17 protein-coding genes are annotated in these 15,428 nt (G+C 58.4%); 12 read left to right on the forward strand and 5 right to left on the reverse strand.

The genetic code is table 11. The features are described from left to right. Nucleotides 1-28: 28 nt before the first annotated feature. Nucleotides 29-241, forward strand: coding sequence for a hypothetical protein (locus ACYZUM_RS10795; RefSeq protein WP_142579769.1), 213 nt, complete (start codon nucleotides 29-31; stop codon nucleotides 239-241). Nucleotides 242-440: 199 nt separating this feature from the next. Here the strand turns inward: ACYZUM_RS10795 and ACYZUM_RS10800 are convergent, their stop codons facing one another. Beyond that, the gene (locus ACYZUM_RS10800) at nucleotides 441-854 is read right to left on the reverse strand and encodes a nuclear transport factor 2 family protein (RefSeq protein WP_108182728.1); all 414 of its coding nucleotides are present in this window, start codon (nucleotides 852-854) and stop codon (nucleotides 441-443) included. Between the two features lie 138 nt (nucleotides 855-992). Continuing rightward, nucleotides 993-1,910, reverse strand: a complete 918-nt coding sequence (locus ACYZUM_RS10805; protein ID WP_041063980.1) for a LysR family transcriptional regulator — start codon at nucleotides 1,908-1,910, stop codon at nucleotides 993-995. Between the two features lie 109 nt (nucleotides 1,911-2,019). Here ACYZUM_RS10805 and ACYZUM_RS10810 point away from each other — a divergent pair, with 109 nt between their 5' ends. After that, nucleotides 2,020-2,772, forward strand: a complete 753-nt coding sequence (locus tag ACYZUM_RS10810) for an SDR family NAD(P)-dependent oxidoreductase (RefSeq protein ID WP_047294458.1) — start codon at nucleotides 2,020-2,022, stop codon at nucleotides 2,770-2,772. A 130-nt stretch (nucleotides 2,773-2,902) separates the two neighbouring features. Here the strand turns inward: ACYZUM_RS10810 and ACYZUM_RS10815 are convergent, their stop codons facing one another. Continuing rightward, nucleotides 2,903-3,574, reverse strand: a complete 672-nt coding sequence (locus ACYZUM_RS10815) for a lipopolysaccharide kinase InaA family protein (RefSeq protein ID WP_086791250.1) — start codon at nucleotides 3,572-3,574, stop codon at nucleotides 2,903-2,905. A gap of 320 nt (nucleotides 3,575-3,894) precedes the next feature. Here ACYZUM_RS10815 and ACYZUM_RS10820 point away from each other — a divergent pair, with 320 nt between their 5' ends. The 9 genes from ACYZUM_RS10820 (at nucleotide 3,895) to ACYZUM_RS10860 (ending at nucleotide 12,393) form a co-directional block, all read left to right on the forward strand. Next, nucleotides 3,895-4,884: an aldo/keto reductase gene (locus tag ACYZUM_RS10820; RefSeq protein ID WP_041063987.1), complete on the forward strand. Its 990-nt coding sequence runs from the start codon at nucleotides 3,895-3,897 to the stop codon at nucleotides 4,882-4,884. After that, nucleotides 4,881-5,471: a flavodoxin gene (locus tag ACYZUM_RS10825; protein WP_108182729.1), complete on the forward strand. Its 591-nt coding sequence runs from the start codon at nucleotides 4,881-4,883 to the stop codon at nucleotides 5,469-5,471. The genes ACYZUM_RS10820 and ACYZUM_RS10825 overlap by 4 nt, the downstream gene beginning before the upstream one ends. A gap of 24 nt (nucleotides 5,472-5,495) precedes the next feature. Beyond that, nucleotides 5,496-6,488: an aldo/keto reductase gene (locus ACYZUM_RS10830; protein ID WP_108182730.1), complete on the forward strand. Its 993-nt coding sequence runs from the start codon at nucleotides 5,496-5,498 to the stop codon at nucleotides 6,486-6,488. 60 nt (nucleotides 6,489-6,548) lie between these two features. Continuing rightward, nucleotides 6,549-7,016, forward strand: coding sequence for a (R)-mandelonitrile lyase (locus ACYZUM_RS10835; protein ID WP_108182731.1), 468 nt, complete (start codon nucleotides 6,549-6,551; stop codon nucleotides 7,014-7,016). A 226-nt stretch (nucleotides 7,017-7,242) separates the two neighbouring features. Continuing rightward, a complete protein-coding gene (locus ACYZUM_RS10840) occupies nucleotides 7,243-8,019 on the forward strand; it encodes a carboxymuconolactone decarboxylase family protein (RefSeq protein ID WP_262947805.1) in 777 nt (258 codons plus the stop codon). 121 nt (nucleotides 8,020-8,140) lie between these two features. Further along, on the forward strand, nucleotides 8,141-9,085 hold the full coding sequence (locus ACYZUM_RS10845; protein ID WP_198758118.1) for an alpha/beta hydrolase: 945 nt from the start codon (nucleotides 8,141-8,143) through the stop codon (nucleotides 9,083-9,085). Nucleotides 9,086-9,135: 50 nt separating this feature from the next. Continuing rightward, nucleotides 9,136-10,188 (forward strand): alpha/beta hydrolase, encoded by a 1,053-nt coding sequence (locus tag ACYZUM_RS10850; RefSeq protein WP_047294467.1) that lies wholly within the window; start codon nucleotides 9,136-9,138, stop codon nucleotides 10,186-10,188. An 81-nt stretch (nucleotides 10,189-10,269) separates the two neighbouring features. Then, nucleotides 10,270-11,163 carry a LysR family transcriptional regulator gene (locus ACYZUM_RS10855; protein WP_047294470.1) on the forward strand — a complete coding sequence of 298 codons (894 nt, stop codon included), beginning with the start codon at nucleotides 10,270-10,272 and terminating at the stop codon, nucleotides 11,161-11,163. A 180-nt stretch (nucleotides 11,164-11,343) separates the two neighbouring features. Further along, entirely contained in the window at nucleotides 11,344-12,393 is a 1,050-nt protein-coding gene (locus ACYZUM_RS10860; protein WP_047294472.1) for a 3-oxoacyl-[acyl-carrier-protein] synthase III C-terminal domain-containing protein, read from the forward strand. Nucleotides 12,394-12,498: 105 nt separating this feature from the next. Here ACYZUM_RS10860 and ACYZUM_RS10865 read toward each other — a convergent pair whose 3' ends face one another. Then, nucleotides 12,499-12,963, reverse strand: coding sequence for a DUF3429 domain-containing protein (locus ACYZUM_RS10865; RefSeq protein ID WP_108182733.1), 465 nt, complete (start codon nucleotides 12,961-12,963; stop codon nucleotides 12,499-12,501). A 205-nt stretch (nucleotides 12,964-13,168) separates the two neighbouring features. Here ACYZUM_RS10865 and ACYZUM_RS10870 point away from each other — a divergent pair, with 205 nt between their 5' ends. After that, nucleotides 13,169-14,200 carry a GNAT family N-acetyltransferase gene (locus ACYZUM_RS10870; protein ID WP_108182734.1) on the forward strand — a complete coding sequence of 344 codons (1,032 nt, stop codon included), beginning with the start codon at nucleotides 13,169-13,171 and terminating at the stop codon, nucleotides 14,198-14,200. 756 nt (nucleotides 14,201-14,956) lie between these two features. Here the strand turns inward: ACYZUM_RS10870 and ACYZUM_RS10875 are convergent. Further along, nucleotides 14,957-15,412, reverse strand: coding sequence for a VOC family protein (locus tag ACYZUM_RS10875; RefSeq protein ID WP_108182736.1), 456 nt, complete (start codon nucleotides 15,410-15,412; stop codon nucleotides 14,957-14,959). Nucleotides 15,413-15,428 lie beyond the last annotated feature (16 nt).

Below are 15,428 nucleotides of genomic sequence, written 5' to 3' on the forward strand. Positions count from 1 at the left end.
AGAGGAAATGAGATCGGCCAGAAAAGGTATGAAAAATTACGATCCTATTTCCATTTCTGATAACTGCTCCTCAGCTCTTGGCCGACATTCCAAGCTGAAGGCAAGAACTCTGATAAGGATCGCGACGGAAGAAAGGCATCATTCAGCCGCCTTGCGTCGCTTGGTCGAAACCGGGCTGTGGACGCCGATCAGCATTTCTGTAATTGCCACGGATCGCCAAGGCGTTCGAAGTGATAAGTGAAGAACTGCATCACTATCTGCGCTTGAACGACCACTGAGGAAACTGATCCACTGGCAATGATGGAATGTCAGTGAATGAAGTCAAACGTCCGCTTCAGCCATTCGCTGACGTTCGACTTTCTCCATCAACCAAGAACGACGATAGAGGTTTCACTCATACCTGCGCCAATCCCTGCCCGCCACAGCGGAATAATCGCGACTTATTGGCCTCGTTCTGAATCATCCGGCGCGAACGCTTTGGCAGCGGCCACGGTATCCAGGGATTCGCGCAGCAGCTGAATTTTGCCGTCCTTGGCCACCAGGCGGCCGGCGTACATTTGCCGGTAGATGCGCCCAGTGGCAGGCACCAAGGCCTCTACGCTGTATTCGGCAAACGCCTGATCGGGTGTGTCGATCAAAAAGCGCACATTGTGAAATTTGAAATCCGGCACTTTACCGAGCAACGAGCCGATGAATCCCTCGATGGCGGCAGGGCCTTGAACGCGATGGGGTATGCCCAGCGACGCCAGGTACGGCAACTCGAGCACGCCATCCTCCGCGAAAAGTGCTGCCGCCAGGTACGGCGTCTGAATGGCATCCAGGTAATTTTGCAGTAACTCCACGGCATTTTTCATGACGACTTTCTCCGAAACGCATAAGGGACGAGCACACTGCAGGTGCTGACCTGACTACGTTAAGGGACCCCTTCGATTTCAAAAACAGACGTTAATGAAAATCATCGTTTCATAATTGAAAGCCATGTGCGCAACGTCTCATGACGGCCATCGCCATTCGGGCTGGCTTAAATGTTCGGCAAAAAAGTCCGACAGCGCTTTGATTTTCACTGGCCGTGTGCGGGCCGAGGGGGTGACAAAATACAAACCGCCACGGGCCATGCTCCATTGCGGTAGCACCACCACCAAGCGCCCGTCTTTCAAGTACTCGCTGGCGATAAATTCCGGCAGTTCGGCGATAGCCAAGCCCTCAAGCAACACCGGCAATAACGCATCCGAGTTGGTCACCCTTAACGGGCCGCTGGGCACCACGTCTTCTTCGCTGCCGTCTTGATGGGTGAACCGCCACACTTGGCTGCGGGCGCGGTAGGCATAACTCAGACACGTGCGGGACGCGAGTTCGCGGGGGTGGCCAGGATGGCCATGAGCGTCCAGATAAGCCGGTGAAGCGACCAGGTATTGAGTGACGGCACACAGGCGCCGCGCAACCAACGAGGAATCCGGCAATACGGCGATGCGTAACGCCGCATCGAAGCCCTCGGCGATCAGGTCTACCGAGGCATCTGAAAGGTGCAAGTCAATCGACAGCTCGGGATACTGGCGCAGCAACTGCGGCATCAGCGGTGCCACCCAACGCAAGCCAAACGACATGGGTATCGCCAAGCGTACTTGGCCGCGGGGCTGGACCGATAAATCCTGAGCCTCGCTTTCTACCTCTTCAGCCTGCCGATAAATCTCACCCGCCTTGGCCGCCATGCTCGCGCCGAATTCAGTAAGTGCCAGTTGCCGCGACGTGCGGTTGAACAAGCGCCCACCCAAACGCGCCTCCAACCGCGCGACCGCCCGCGATACCGTTGGCACCGACACGCTCATGACGCGTGCCGCGCCGGCGAACGAGCCCTCTTCGGCCACCTTGGCAAACATTGCCAACCCTTCGAAATCCGGAAGTCTGCTCATTTCATTTCTGCAACGATAGGTTTCAGACAATTCTATTTTGAAAGTTTTTCCCCGTCGATAAGCTTCTCCCACACCGCAACTCACTCAATCGAAATACGGGAGAAACACCATGACTAACAAACTCGAAGGCAAAATTGCATTGGTCACCGGCGGCACTACGGGCATCGGTCTGGCCACCGCCAAACGCTTCGCTCAAGAAGGCGCTCACGTCTATATCACCGGCCGTCGCCAAGCCGAACTGGACGCCGCTGTTACCGCGGTTGGCAACGCCACCGGCGTGCAAGTGGATTCCACCAACCTTGATCAGCTGGACGCGTTGTATCGCCAGATTGGCGCGACCCACGGTCGAATCGATGTGCTGTTCGCCAATGCTGGCGGTGGATCCATGCTGCCGCTGGGTGACATCACGGAACAGCAGTACGACGACACCTTCAATCGCAACGTAAAAGGCGTGCTGTTCACTGTGCAAAAGGCGCTGCCGCTGCTGGCTCCAAAAGCCTCGGTGATTCTCACCGGCTCTACGGCAGGCAGTTCGGGCACGGCCGCCTTCAGTGTGTACGCCGCGTCCAAGGCCGCCGTGCGCTCGTTTGCCCGCAACTGGATTCTGGATTTGAAAGACCGCCAGGTGCGCATCAACACCATCAGCCCCGGCGCCACCCGCACGCCTGGCCTGGTTGATTTGGCCGGCCCTGATGCCGCTCAACAGCAGGGCTTGCTCGACTACCTGGCGTCGCTGATCCCCATGGGGCGTGTCGGTGAGGCTGATGAAATTGCCAGCGCCGCGTTGTTCCTGGCCTCGGATGACGCCAGTTTCGTCAACGGTATTGAGCTGTTTGTTGACGGCGGCCAGGCGCAAATCTGAGCAATCAGCGGGCGACTGTTGCGGTCGCCCGCCAACCCACGCCTGAGTGTGAGCATTACCAACCCGGACGGCGTTCGCTGGTGCTGTTGTCAGGCGCAGATTGAGCTGGAGTCACTGCCGAACAACCTTCTTACAGGGTTCTGCCAAGGGCTTGCTCGTAGCAGGAAAGGAAATGCCGCCACTGCGACTCATCCCAGAAAGAATGCCGTCTGAGTTGAGGAATGTCGTGACGCGCCGCGCCCATTGCCGTAGCACGACCGCGAGACTTCTCCAGGTCCAGCAGCGCCAGTTCAAAATCGAAGTCAGCGTCGGTAATCGACGCCTTGATAAAGATGTGTTTGGAACGCATGCAACCGTGCTGCCATTTGCCCGAGTGCAGCCGCGCCAGCATTTGCGCTAAACGTTCAAGCAGTCGCAGATGTTGCGCTGTGGTCAACAGGCTTGCAGCGCCCTGGCCATACCAGGTATCCAGATCGATGAAGCCACCCAGGTCTTCGGTAACCAGAACACCCTGCCATAGGCCGTCAACTTTTCTCGCGCCATAAAATACCGGTCTTGGCGCATTCACGCCCAGTTGCTCGAGTCTTGAAAGGGCAACGCCTTCACGCAATGCGGTGGGTCGGCCAGTGGGGTAACGCAGACTGCGGAACAAATGGCCGGTCTGACGCTTTACAAAAAATGTCTTGTCACCTTGAACAATCAGCTGGACACCGCTGGTGCCGCTGCGGCGCACATTCGGCGGTTCCACCCACGACCCGGACGTACCCCACCAAAAATCAAACTCATCGCGTGCCCTGCCCATTGTGTGCTCCATTTTTTGTAGAAATTGTTTCGTGCGACGTCGCAACAGCAGCTCAGTCTATTTGTGGACGTTAATAGTTCCCTATTTATCGCGGATGTTAGGGCCATCTTGAGGCTTTTACGCAACGATGTGACAGAAATTGGCTATTGACGGTATTTATCCCTTCGGGGAGACCTTTGCTCACATACAGATACCGGCAGAGCGCGGTCGACACATCGAGTGACTGATGAGTGAGCCTCATAAACCCTTGCCGATTTACCCGTCTAGTGCCCTTACTCACGCTCGCTTACTGTGCTCCCAACGTCTGACGGGAGATCGACATGCACAAGCGCACACTCGGAAACAGTTCACTGCAAGTGTCAGCTTTGGGCTTTGGCTGCATGGGCTTGAGCCATGGCTACGGTCCAGCGACAGAAACGCCGCAAGCGATCTCGCTGATTCGCAAGGCCGTTGATCTAGGCGTCACGTTCTTCGATACCGCCGAGTTTTACGGCCCTTATCTCAATGAGCAAGTCGTCGGCGAGGCGCTGTCCCCGGTTCGTGACCAGGTCGTGATCGCCACCAAATTCGGCTTCGCCGTCGGTGCCGACAACACAAAGCAGACTCTGGACAGCCGGCCCGAACGTATTCGGGTCGCCGTCGAAGGTTCGCTGCGCCGACTGAAAACCGATTACATCGATTTGCTTTACCAACACCGCGTCGATCCGGACGTGCCGATCGAAGACGTCGCCGGGACGGTGAAAGACCTGATTAGCGAAGGCAAGGTCAAGCATTTCGGCCTGTCGGAGGCCGGTGCACAGACCATTCGCCGTGCGCACGCGGTGCAGCCGCTCACGGCGCTGCAAAGCGAATACTCGCTGTGGTGGCGCGAGCCCGAACAGGAAATCCTGCCGACGCTTTGGGAGTTGGGCATCGGCTTCGTGCCATTCAGCCCTTTGGGCAAGGGCTTTCTCACGGGCACGGTGTCGGCGGAGGCCACTTACGGCAGCGACGATTTTCGCAGCATCGTGCCGCGATTCAGCCAGTCGGCGCTGCAAGCCAATCAGGGGCTGGTGGTATTGATTCGGCAGATCGCCGCGCAGAAACACGCAACACCGGCGCAGATCGCTTTGGCCTGGCTGCTGGCGCAGGCACCGTGGATCGTACCGATTCCGGGCACGACCAAGCTGCATCGCCTGGAAGAAAACCTCGGCGGCGCCGACATCACCCTCGATGCAGCCGAGCTGAAGGCGATTGATGTTGCGCTGGCGCAGATCCGCATCGAAGGCGAGCGCTATCCCGAGGCCCTTAAAGCGCGTGTCGGTCGATGAGCAACGATCACGATCCGCTGCGGCGCACGGTGATCGCCGCACTGGCCAGCGCTCCGCTGCTGTCGCTCGCCGACACGCAAGGCGCCAGTGCAACACCGCGCTCAGGCTCGCGGATTCTGGTCGCGTACTTTTCGCGCTCGGGCAATACCCGCGTGGTTGCCGGGCTGATCCAGCGTGGGCTGGGTGCCGATCTGTTCGAGATTCGCCCGGCCCACGCCTACCCCGAGGACTATCTGCAAACCGTCGAGCAGGCGCGTCAGGAACGTGACAGCGGCTTCGAACCCGAACTGCAAAACAAGGTTCACGCCCTCAGCGACTACGACACGATTTATCTCGGCTTTCCGATCTGGGGTGAAACCGCGCCGCCGATCGTGCGCACATTCCTCAGCGCCCACGACCTGACCGGCAAGACCCTCATCCCCTTCAACACCCACGGCGGTTATGGCTTGGGCAACAGTCGCAGCGTGCTCGTCAAGCACGCGCCGAAGACTAAGGTTCTGGAAGGTTTTTTGATGGAGGGTGAGCAAGAGCGCAAGACCATGGAGCGCGTGAATGGCTGGCTGAGCGATCACCCCCTCACGCGTTAATCGAATTCTGTACGGAGTGACATCATGAAAATCCGCACGTTGGGCAATGGCCTGAAAGTGTCCGCACTGGGCCTTGGTTGCATGAGCATGACGTCGGCCTACGGGCCGGCTGCCGATAAAACCAGCATGATCAAGCTGATTCGTTCGGCCCACGAGCAAGGCGTCACCTTGTTCGACACCGCTGAAGCGTATGGCCCGTTCGCCAATGAAGAACTGCTGGGCGAGGCCTTGCAGCCGATCCGCGAGCAAGTCGTGATCGCTACCAAATTCGGCTTCGATATCGACTTGGTCACCGGCGCACGCGGCGGCGGCACCAACAGCCGCCCGGCGCATATCCGCGCCGTGGCCGAAGCGGCGTTGAAGCGTCTGCGCACCGATTGCATCGACCTGTTTTATCAGCACCGCGTTGATCCGCAGGTGCCCATCGAAGACGTCGCCGGCACGGTCAAGGCGCTGATCGCCGAGGGCAAGGTCAAGCATTTTGGCCTGTCTGAGGCGGGTGTGGAGACCATACGCCGGGCTCACGCGGTGCAACCGGTCACGGCGGTACAGAGCGAATATTCGCTGTTCTGGCGCGGCCCGGAGCTGGAACTGCTGTCGGTGCTGGAAGAACTGGGGATCGGCTTCGTTCCGTTCAGCCCGCTGGGCGCCGGTTTCCTCACCGGTCAGATCGACGAGCACACGCAGTTCGACGCGAGCGATTTCCGCAATGTCGTCCCGCGCTTTTCCCCTGAAGCGCGCAGGGCCAATCTGGCGTTGGTCGATGTGGTGAAAGCCGTCGCGCAACGCAAACACGCCACGCCGGCGCAAGTGGCCCTGGCCTGGTTGCTCGCACAGAAACCGTGGATTGTGCCGATCCCGGGTACGACGAAACCGCATCGCCTGGAAGAAAACCTGGGCGCGGTCGAGTTGCCATTGAGCGCAGATGATCTGCGCGTGATCAACGAGCAGATGGCGCAAATTCAGGTGCACGGTGAACGCCTGCCGGAGTCGGCACTGAAAATGACCGGACTTTGAGTCTGCCCAACGCGGCGCTGCGTGCGGCGCCGCTTTCATTGCCTGACCGGAGTTGATCCGATGAACCGATTGATCGCGCCACTCGTGGCTTTCTCACTCATGACCGCAGAAGCCCAGACTGCCAGTGAAATCCGCGTTACCCCGAACGGTACCCAGCCCTCGATCAAGGGCGCGGCGCAAAACTTTACCGGCGCTGTGCGTGTCGATGGCTTGTTCAAAGGTGACGCGCCCGCGCGCATCGCCGGCGGCACGGTGACCTTCGAACCTGGCGCACGCACGGCGTGGCACACCCATCCGCTGGGGCAAACGCTGATCGTCACCGCTGGCGTTGGCTATGTGCAGCAAGAGGGCGGCCCGCGTCAGGAAATCCGTCCGGGCGACACTGTCTGGATTCCGCCGAACACCCGGCACTGGCACGGCGCCACGGCCAACAGTGGCATGACCCACATCGCCATTGCTGAAGCCGAGGACGGCCAGACCGTCACCTGGGCCGAGCAAGTCTCGGAGGCGCAATACGCCGGCCAATGAAGTTACAGAATGTGTCGAAGTTGTTCACTCGGTACTCTTCCGGCAAACCATCATCTGACCTATGGGCCCCGTGACAGCGGGGCCGAGTCAGGACTCCAGCGGTGATGGCAACGTTGACTCATGAGTTTTGCTCAGGAGTCCATGCGCCTTTTCGGGGTTAATCGCCACAACCATCCTCCGTACGATCCAGCAACACCGCAGTGACCTGCAATGGATGGAGCCTTTCATGATGACCACTGACGCACGCAAGTCCACCGCCCTCCCCGCACTCATGGCGCTTTGTCTGGGCGTTGCGGCGATCTTCAGCGTTACCACTCAAGCAGCCGAGGCAGCGCAAACCATGACCAACACACCCGCCAGCGCAACGACATTGTCGAGCCAACAACAAGCGATTCCACTGATCGCGGCTTTCATGGCGACCAGCGACATGCCTCACCTCAACGCGGCGCTCAACCAGGGACTCGATGCCGGCCTGACCATCAGCGAAACCCGCGAAGTTCTGGTGCAGCTCTACGCGTATGTGGGCTTCCCGCGCAGCCTCAACGCCTTGAACGAACTGATGACGGTGGTGCAGGCGCGCCAACAGCGCGGCATCGATGATGCGCCGGGACGCGAACCGGGACGCGCTATCCCGACCGGTGACGAACTGCTGGCAGCCGGCACCGCGAATCAAACCAGAATCTCCGGCGGCCCGGTCAAAGGCCCGGTGTTCGAGTTTGCTCCGGTGATCAACCGCTTCCTGCAAACGCACTTGTTCGGCGACATCTTCGAGCGCGACAACCTCGACTGGCAAAGCCGCGAACTGGCGACTGTCGGGGCGCTGGCAGCCACGCCAGGGGTGGAATCGCAGCTGCGCTCGCACATGGCGGCGAGCCTGCGCGTCGGTCTCAGCGCGGCACAGTTGCGCCAGGTTACCGAGCAGCTGAAAAAACACGGCGATGCGCAGACGGCTGAACGTGCCGACACCGCGCTGACCCAAGCCCTCGCAGCTTCGGGGGCATGACATGAAAGCTGCAAAACATTTGCTGTGCCTCTCACTGTTGAGCCTGTTGGCGGCCTGCGCAAACCATTCCGAAGGCCCGCTGCTGATCCAGAAGCAAGGCAGCTTCGCCGCTGGCGGAACGATGATCACGGCACCGGGCACTTTCAACCCGCGCCAACCGATGGCGCCCAACGGCCAGACTTACCACGGTGACCACGCCTACGCGTTCTATCAGATCCCGGTCGATGCGCGAAAACTGCCCATCGTCATGTGGCACGGCGCGGGACAATTTTCCAAGACCTGGGAAACCACTGCCGATGGCCGCGAGGGGTTTCAGAACATCTTTCTGCGCCGGCACTACGGCGTCTATCTGATCGATCAGCCTCGGCGTGGCGATGCCGGACGCAGCATGGTCGAGACCACACTCAAGCCTGTGCCTGACGAACAACTGTGGTTCAACCAGTTCCGCATCGGCCTGTGGCCCAACTACTTCAAAGGCGTGCAAGTGGCACAGGACGCACAAACCCGCGAGCAGTTTTTCCGGGCGATGACACCAAACACCGGGCCGTTCGATATGGGCGTGGTCTCCGATGGCGTGTCGGCGCTGTTCGACAAAATCGGCCCGGGGATTTTGTTCACCCATTCGCAAGGTGGCGGGCCGGGCTGGTTGACGGCGATCAAGAACGACAAGGTCAAAGCCATCGTGGCATTCGAACCGGGCAGCAGTTTCGTGTTTGCTGACGGTGAAGTGCCGGCGCCGATTCCCAGCGCGTTCGACACGGTGCAAGGCGCAGCGGTGCCGATGGAGCAATTCATGGCACTGACGCGCATTCCGATTCTGATCATCTACGGCGACAACATCCCGGAACAGGCCGTCGACCTGCCCGCTCAGGACAGTTGGCGCGCACGCTTGAAGATGGCCCGGCTCTGGCGTGACGCGGTCAATCGACATGGCGGTGATGTGCGACTGATCCACCTGCCGGAGATTGGCATTCACGGCAACACCCACTTCCCCATGTCGGATCTTAACAACGTGCAGATCGCTGACCTGGTCGCGCAATTCCTCAAAGAAAAACAGCTGGACTGACCCCAACACTTTTGCAACTGCCGCCCTAATTGATTGCTCAGGAGCTTCACGTGAAGAACACTCTCAAAGCCACGCTCATGTCGGCATTGGTCGGCCTCTCGGCGGGCGAGGCCTTGGCCGCCGACTACAAAAAGAACCCTTTCACCCTCGCCTACGACGGCGCAATCAGCAAGAACGAACCGGGCAAGGTCAATATCCACCCGGTCAAGTACACGCTCAATGGTCTGGACATCGCCGCCAACGTGTACACCCCGGCCAACTACGATGCGAAGAAGACTTACCCGACCGTGGTCGTTGCTCACCCCAATGGCGGCGTCAAAGAACAGGTTGCCGGTCTGTATGCCCAGCGTCTGGCGGAACAGGGTTACATCACCATCACGGCCGATGCAGCCTATCAGGGCGCCAGCGGTGGTCAGCCGCGCAGCATCGATAAACCGGCGTATCGCATCGAAGACATCCACGGCATGGCCGACTTCATCAGCCAGTTTGCCGGTGTCGATGACAAGCGTCTGGGCCTGCTCGGCATCTGCGGCGGTGGCGGCTATTCGTTGGCGGCGGCGCAAACCGATAAACGCTTCAAATCGCTGGCGACCGTAAGCATGTTCAACTCGGGCCGGGTACGCCGCAACGGCTACAACGATTCGCAAATCGACAGCATCCAGCAACGTTTGCAACAGGCATCAGCAGCCCGCGCGCAGGAAGCGGCCGGCGGTGCGGTACTGTATTCGGGCGATGCCAACCTCACCGATGAGCAGATAGCCAAACTGCCCTTCGAACTGTATCGCCAGGGCTACGAGTACTACTGGAAAACCCACGCGCACCCCAACTCGACCTTCAAATACACCACCAGCAGCTTGCTGGATTTGATGCGTTTCGACGCCACCGACCACATTGAACTGATCAATCAACCCTTGCTGATGATCGCCGGCAGCAAGGCCGACAGCCTGTACATGACTCAGGATGCCTTCCCCAAAGCCACCGGCACCACGGACAAGGAAGTGTTCATTGTCGATGGCGCGACACACATCGAAACCTACTGGGTGCCGCAATATGTTGATGCGGCGATTGGCAAACTGAGCGAATTTTACGCACGTACCCTGTGATGAGCGCCTTGAGGGTCGCGCATCCATGCGCAACCTGCTTTCATGGAATAATCCCGCGTCCCTCATGAGAGGCCCTCATCAATGTCCCGCGCCAACCTCAACGACCTGCAAGCCTTCGTGGTCATCGCCCGCGAAGGCAGTTTTACCCGCGCAGCCGCACAGCTGGGCGTCTCGCAGTCGGCGCTGAGCCACACCATGCGCGCCCTTGAAACTCGGCTGGGCGTGCGCCTGTTGACGCGAACCACACGCAGCGTTTCGCCGACCGAGGCCGGCCAGCGCTTGTATCAGTCGATGGCGCCGCGCTTCGATGAGATCGAACTGGAACTGGCTGCGGTCAGTGAATTTCGCGACACCCCGGCCGGTAATGTGCGGATCTCGGCGTCCGAACATGCCGCCAACAATATCCTCTGGCCGAAGCTGTTGAAGGTGTTGCCCGCTTACCCGGACATCAAGGTCGAAATCACCGTCGACTACGCCCTTTCCGACATCGTTGCACAGCGCTATGACGCCGGCGTGCGTCTGGGCGATCAGGTGGCGAAGGACATGATTGCCGTGCCGATCGGCCCGTCATTGCGCATCGCGGTAGTAGGCTCTCCCGAGTATTTCAAGCACCGACCGATCCCGCAGGCACCGAGCGATCTGGCTGCGCACAACTGCATCAATCTGCGCCTGCCCACCCACGGCAGCCTGATGCAATGGGATTTTGAGAAAGACGGTCACGAACTCAAGGCGCGCGTCGAGGGGCAATGGACGTTCAACAGCAGCATGCCGATCCTGCGTGCGGCGGAGGCAGGTTGCGGGCTGGCGTTTCTGCCAGAAGACATGGTCATCAGCCAGTTGGCCAACAGCACACTGGTGCGCGTACTTGAGGATTGGTGCCAACCGTTTGCCGGTTACCACCTTTACTACCCGAATCGTCGTGAACATTCGTCCGCGTTCGGGGTTGTGGTGGATGCGCTCGTTTATAAGGAATGACGCGTTAAATTGACTCAGATCATGATTCAATTCGATTGAGGAAAATAACCAACAACTTTCTTGATCCGCATTTTCTTTGTGCTAAAAGTATTGCCGCCAGTGGCTCCTTACAGGGATGAGTAAGGGTTTGCTCATCCGCAGCCATTGCTTACGGATGCATACTTTCAACAAGGAAGTCATATGAAAATAGTTGGGCTGTCCGGGATTCTCCCGTCACGCATTATCAGCAATCAAGACGTTATAAACCTGGTCGAGGAACACTCTAAAGATACCTTCCAGGAAGACTTGCCAAAAACCTTGAAGACCATCAGCAAGTTGCTTGAAAAAAGCGGCAGCGGCACGCGGCACTGGCTGGGCGCCGACGAAACGCCGATGGAACTGATGGAGACAGCATTCAACTCCGCGCTCGCCCAGGCCAATATCGACAAGGCCGATCTGGATCTGTTGATCTATCCGAACGTTACGCGAGGCTTCATCGAGCCGGCCAACAGTACCTTCATCGCCAAGGCGCTGGGCCTGAACTGCAGAAACTTCGATGTGGTGGACGCCTGTAACGGCTGGGTGACCGCCATGGATGTCATCAACAGTAAAATGCAGGCCGGCGAGATTCGCTACGCGGCGATCGTCAATATGGAATTTGGCATGTCTGCTGGCGGGCCGGTGATGCCCAAGAACTTCTCTTTACAGTCGTCGGCGGAACTGGCTTACAAGTTTCCGAGTTTTACCATTGGCGAAGCTGTCACGGTCACCATTCTCAGTCATGAAGCCCCCGGCAACTTCAAGTTCTCGTACATCAACAGGCCGGACTTGAGTGACTTGTCGACCATCTCCCTGCCGGACTGGAAACTGTTCTGCAATGAGGAAGATATTCCGCGTATTTCACCGACCGGCGGCCAGTATCAATTCAATTCCTACGCAGCAGCCTTGCATGAAGATGGTCGCAACGAAGCGATAAAAGTCTTCAATCTGCAAAACGTCTCTGCGGCGGATGTTCATAAAGTGTTTATTCATACCGGTTCACCCAAGATGTGGGAGCACATTGGGCAACTGATCGGTATTGATCACAAGCTGCACCATGTCGGGCATAAAACCGGCAACATCATTACCGCGTCCATCCCCTACGGCATCTTCGATGCGATGAGTCGCGGCGAAGCCGAGACCGGGCAGTTTTGCATGGGCTGGGCTGGCAGCGGCGGGATGGTTTTCTCCGCGCTGTCGTTTACCTTGTAGGTCCTGATGCAACTTGCCGTCGTGAGGCGGCAAGTTGCTCGTCCATGATCAAAACGGTTGATTGTTAAGACGCTCTCACTGCAGACGATTCGGGCAGGCGCGGTTTCACGAATAAATGACTAAAGCAACTGCGCCAGTCAGCAGGCAAACACACGCCACGGCCGTCAGGCGCAATCGCATTGGCAGGTACCAGGCTTGCAGGCTCACCACCCGAACCAACTGCCGGTCTTGCCAGACGTGCACGACAAATCCGATGATCAACAGCAAGCACCCCACTGGCACCGGCAGTAACGTGCTGAGCCAAGCGACAAGCGCCGGAATGACACTCCATATAAGCCGGTCGCGGCGCAGTTCGTCACTCATGTTTTGCACTGACATGGCGCCCCCCCAGTGCAAGGCGCCGATGAAGCTGAGGATGACAGCGCCATAGTTGACCAGCGCTACCGCCCAAAACATTCGATATTCCAAAGATGTGAGGATGAGTAGCACAAGGCCAATAAACGGTAGTAAACCGCCATAGCCCAGCAGGCAGACATACCTTGGCGGCGAGAGCGAAGACGACAGGTTCATTTCAATTGCTTCCAGTGCCCGATACACAAGACTGTAGACCCAAAAGCTCCGACCTGATGCGCCCGCCGTCGCGCATAAACGCCCTTCCTCTCCAGTAATTCGGTATGAGTGTCAGTCTGTTACGCCCAGCCCTTCCCTGACTGTATCTGTGCGCCTGGCCACTTTGCTGCGAGTATTCCTGCACTCACCTGGCGCAGTGAATTTGATGGACCTTATTGCTGACTTCCCCGAGTTTTTCCTGCCACGCTGCACGCTGCGGCGAATTCATCGTCGTGATGTCGATGCGATTTTCGCCGGGCTGTCTCACCCGCAGGTGATTGCCCACTATGGCGTGTCTTACAACAGCCTCGTAGCGACGGACGAACAGATGCGCTGGTACGACGCGTTGCTGGAAGAACGCCGGGGTATCTGGTGGGGCATCGCACTGCCGGGGCGCGATGAATTGGTGGGCGCCTGTGGCTTCAATGATTGGTCTCATGCCGATCGCAGCCTGGATATCGGCTACTGGCTGATGCCGGACTACTGGGGGCGAGGTCTGATGCAGGCTTGCCTGCCCACCCTTCTGCGCTTCGCCTTGAGCACCCTCGGCGTGCACCGCATTCACGCCGACGTCGAGCCGGAAAACCCCGCCAGCGCCCGCCTGCTGGAGCGGCTCGGTTTCGTGTTTGAGGGAACCCTGCGGGAGTTGGAGTACAAGGACGAGCGCTTCCTCAGCCTGCACCAGTACAGCCTGCTGGCCACTGACCCGGCGGCGCGAGCGTTATTGGCGGACGAGACGCCGATCCTGCGGCCATGCCATGGCGCGGATGCGCCGGCGCTGAGTGCCCTGGCCCGGCGCAGCAAAGCCCACTGGGGTTATCCCGAAGCCTGGATGGAGGCTTGGAAACCGGCGCTGACGTTAACCCCGGCACAACTGACCGGCCATTACGCGGTGCTGGTCGCAGCGGATGGCGCGCTACTGGGATTCTGTGGGTTGGAGCGCGACGAGGATGGCTGGCAACTGGAGCATTGCTGGGTCGACCCGTCGGCCATGAACGGAGGCCACGGACGACGCCTGGTGGAGCATGCACTGGCTGTGGCACGCGGCCTGGGCGTGTCCACCTTGTCGGTGGAGTCCGATCCGTCGGCCCAAGCCTTCTACGAGCGGCTCGGTGCCCGGCATGTGCGCAATGTATCGCGCCCGGTGTGTGGCGAACCAAGGCAACTGCCGGTACTTGAATGGTGGCTTGGTGAGTAACGCTTTGTGGCGAGTGAGGACGGCAGATTTATTGGCTGCTGGTGGGCGGCTTTTGGCCTATGACAGTTGTTTGTGGGTGGCAGCTATCGGCTGCGGATTCAACCGGTCGACTGATTACGGACCCAAGGCAGTCAGTCAATAATGGATAATGGCAGAAACCGGCCCCAAGAAAACTTTAGCTGCTTAGATATCAACACAGATTGGTCTCTGCACTGGACTGTAAATTTATGATTACTACGGTGGACCAATATGATTGCTCAAACTATTTCGTCGTCGTGCATGGCATTGACGCTCAGACCTATGAACGGATGGCTGTTCACTTTGAATGTCGTCGCGGCGGTGTGCGACCGACGGACCAAAGCAGGTTTATCTCTATCCCAGTAACAGTTGACACTCTAGGTAGCACTCTTGCTTGGGTCAAAACCGAGTTGAACGGGCGCCAATACGAGCTGCATTTGATTGTGTCCGTCGCGACAAACTTGTCTTGGGGCGAGGTTCTCATCCCCCCGCAAATAGCTTTGCTCGCTGGCCAGGCTGAAGCCGCGATTAAGATTGCGTTTCAACTCAAGCGAACTTGATCCGATGGCAGGCAGTGCCTGCTTTGTAGATCCGTCTTTCCCTAACGGCTGCTTTTGGCCGACCTATCCCAGTTGTTGCCTGTTAGCGAAGGGCTGCAATCGAATAAAAGCTGGCGTTGGCACTGCACAGCTCGCCGCCATTGCCAAGTCACTTAATCCAGGAATGGCCGCTATTTTTTCAGATAAACGCAGTCTCGATAAACGCTTCCAGCGCCTTTTCTTCGAGTATCTCGATAGAGAAATGCCCGAAGCGCTTTGGTAGCCAGATAATGCGTGCGCCGGCCGGGGATTGCAGATTCGCGCGAGGCAATGGCGCTCCATTTTCGTCTTGAGGCTGAACACCCGCGTCCATCAGCTCGTCATAGGCTTTTTCGATATCTTTCGTTGAGTAGCAGTGGCGGTAAATCATGCCTTCACCTGAAGAATCCAAAAGTTCTTTCAGATTGCCTGCCAACGGTTGGACCAGCATGAAACGTTCTTGACCTATCAGTGCAATCGCGTAGCGAACATGCAGACCGCCCCGCTCCCAGACAAGCGTTTTGGAAATCCTGGCGTTTAGTATGTGTGCGTAGTAAGCACAGGCTTCCTCGAGATTATTGACCAGTACATCTACATGACTGAACTTCAGATCCATTGCATAGCCCCTGTCC

It is taken from the genome of Pseudomonas sp. m6p, assembly GCF_055760375.1.

Bases quoted from the DNA above. Each gene is read 5' to 3' on its own strand.
- ACYZUM_RS10795 (WP_142579769.1), top strand. From the start codon at position 29: ATGAAAAATTACGATCCTATTTCCATTTCTGATAACTGCTCCTCAGCT.
- ACYZUM_RS10800 (WP_108182728.1), bottom strand. From the start codon at position 854: ATGAAAAATGCCGTGGAGTTACTGCAAAATTACCTGGATGCCATTCAG.
- ACYZUM_RS10805 (WP_041063980.1), bottom strand. From the start codon at position 1,910: ATGAGCAGACTTCCGGATTTCGAAGGGTTGGCAATGTTTGCCAAGGTG.
- ACYZUM_RS10810 (WP_047294458.1), top strand. From the start codon at position 2,020: ATGACTAACAAACTCGAAGGCAAAATTGCATTGGTCACCGGCGGCACT.
- ACYZUM_RS10815 (WP_086791250.1), bottom strand. From the start codon at position 3,574: ATGGGCAGGGCACGCGATGAGTTTGATTTTTGGTGGGGTACGTCCGGG.
- ACYZUM_RS10820 (WP_041063987.1), top strand. From the start codon at position 3,895: ATGCACAAGCGCACACTCGGAAACAGTTCACTGCAAGTGTCAGCTTTG.
- ACYZUM_RS10825 (WP_108182729.1), top strand. From the start codon at position 4,881: ATGAGCAACGATCACGATCCGCTGCGGCGCACGGTGATCGCCGCACTG.
- ACYZUM_RS10830 (WP_108182730.1), top strand. From the start codon at position 5,496: ATGAAAATCCGCACGTTGGGCAATGGCCTGAAAGTGTCCGCACTGGGC.
- ACYZUM_RS10835 (WP_108182731.1), top strand. From the start codon at position 6,549: ATGAACCGATTGATCGCGCCACTCGTGGCTTTCTCACTCATGACCGCA.
- ACYZUM_RS10840 (WP_262947805.1), top strand. From the start codon at position 7,243: ATGATGACCACTGACGCACGCAAGTCCACCGCCCTCCCCGCACTCATG.
- ACYZUM_RS10845 (WP_198758118.1), top strand. From the start codon at position 8,141: ATGATCACGGCACCGGGCACTTTCAACCCGCGCCAACCGATGGCGCCC.
- ACYZUM_RS10855 (WP_047294470.1), top strand. From the start codon at position 10,270: ATGTCCCGCGCCAACCTCAACGACCTGCAAGCCTTCGTGGTCATCGCC.
- ACYZUM_RS10860 (WP_047294472.1), top strand. From the start codon at position 11,344: ATGAAAATAGTTGGGCTGTCCGGGATTCTCCCGTCACGCATTATCAGC.
- ACYZUM_RS10865 (WP_108182733.1), bottom strand. From the start codon at position 12,963: ATGAACCTGTCGTCTTCGCTCTCGCCGCCAAGGTATGTCTGCCTGCTG.
- ACYZUM_RS10870 (WP_108182734.1), top strand. From the start codon at position 13,169: ATGGACCTTATTGCTGACTTCCCCGAGTTTTTCCTGCCACGCTGCACG.
- ACYZUM_RS10875 (WP_108182736.1), bottom strand. From the start codon at position 15,412: ATGGATCTGAAGTTCAGTCATGTAGATGTACTGGTCAATAATCTCGAG.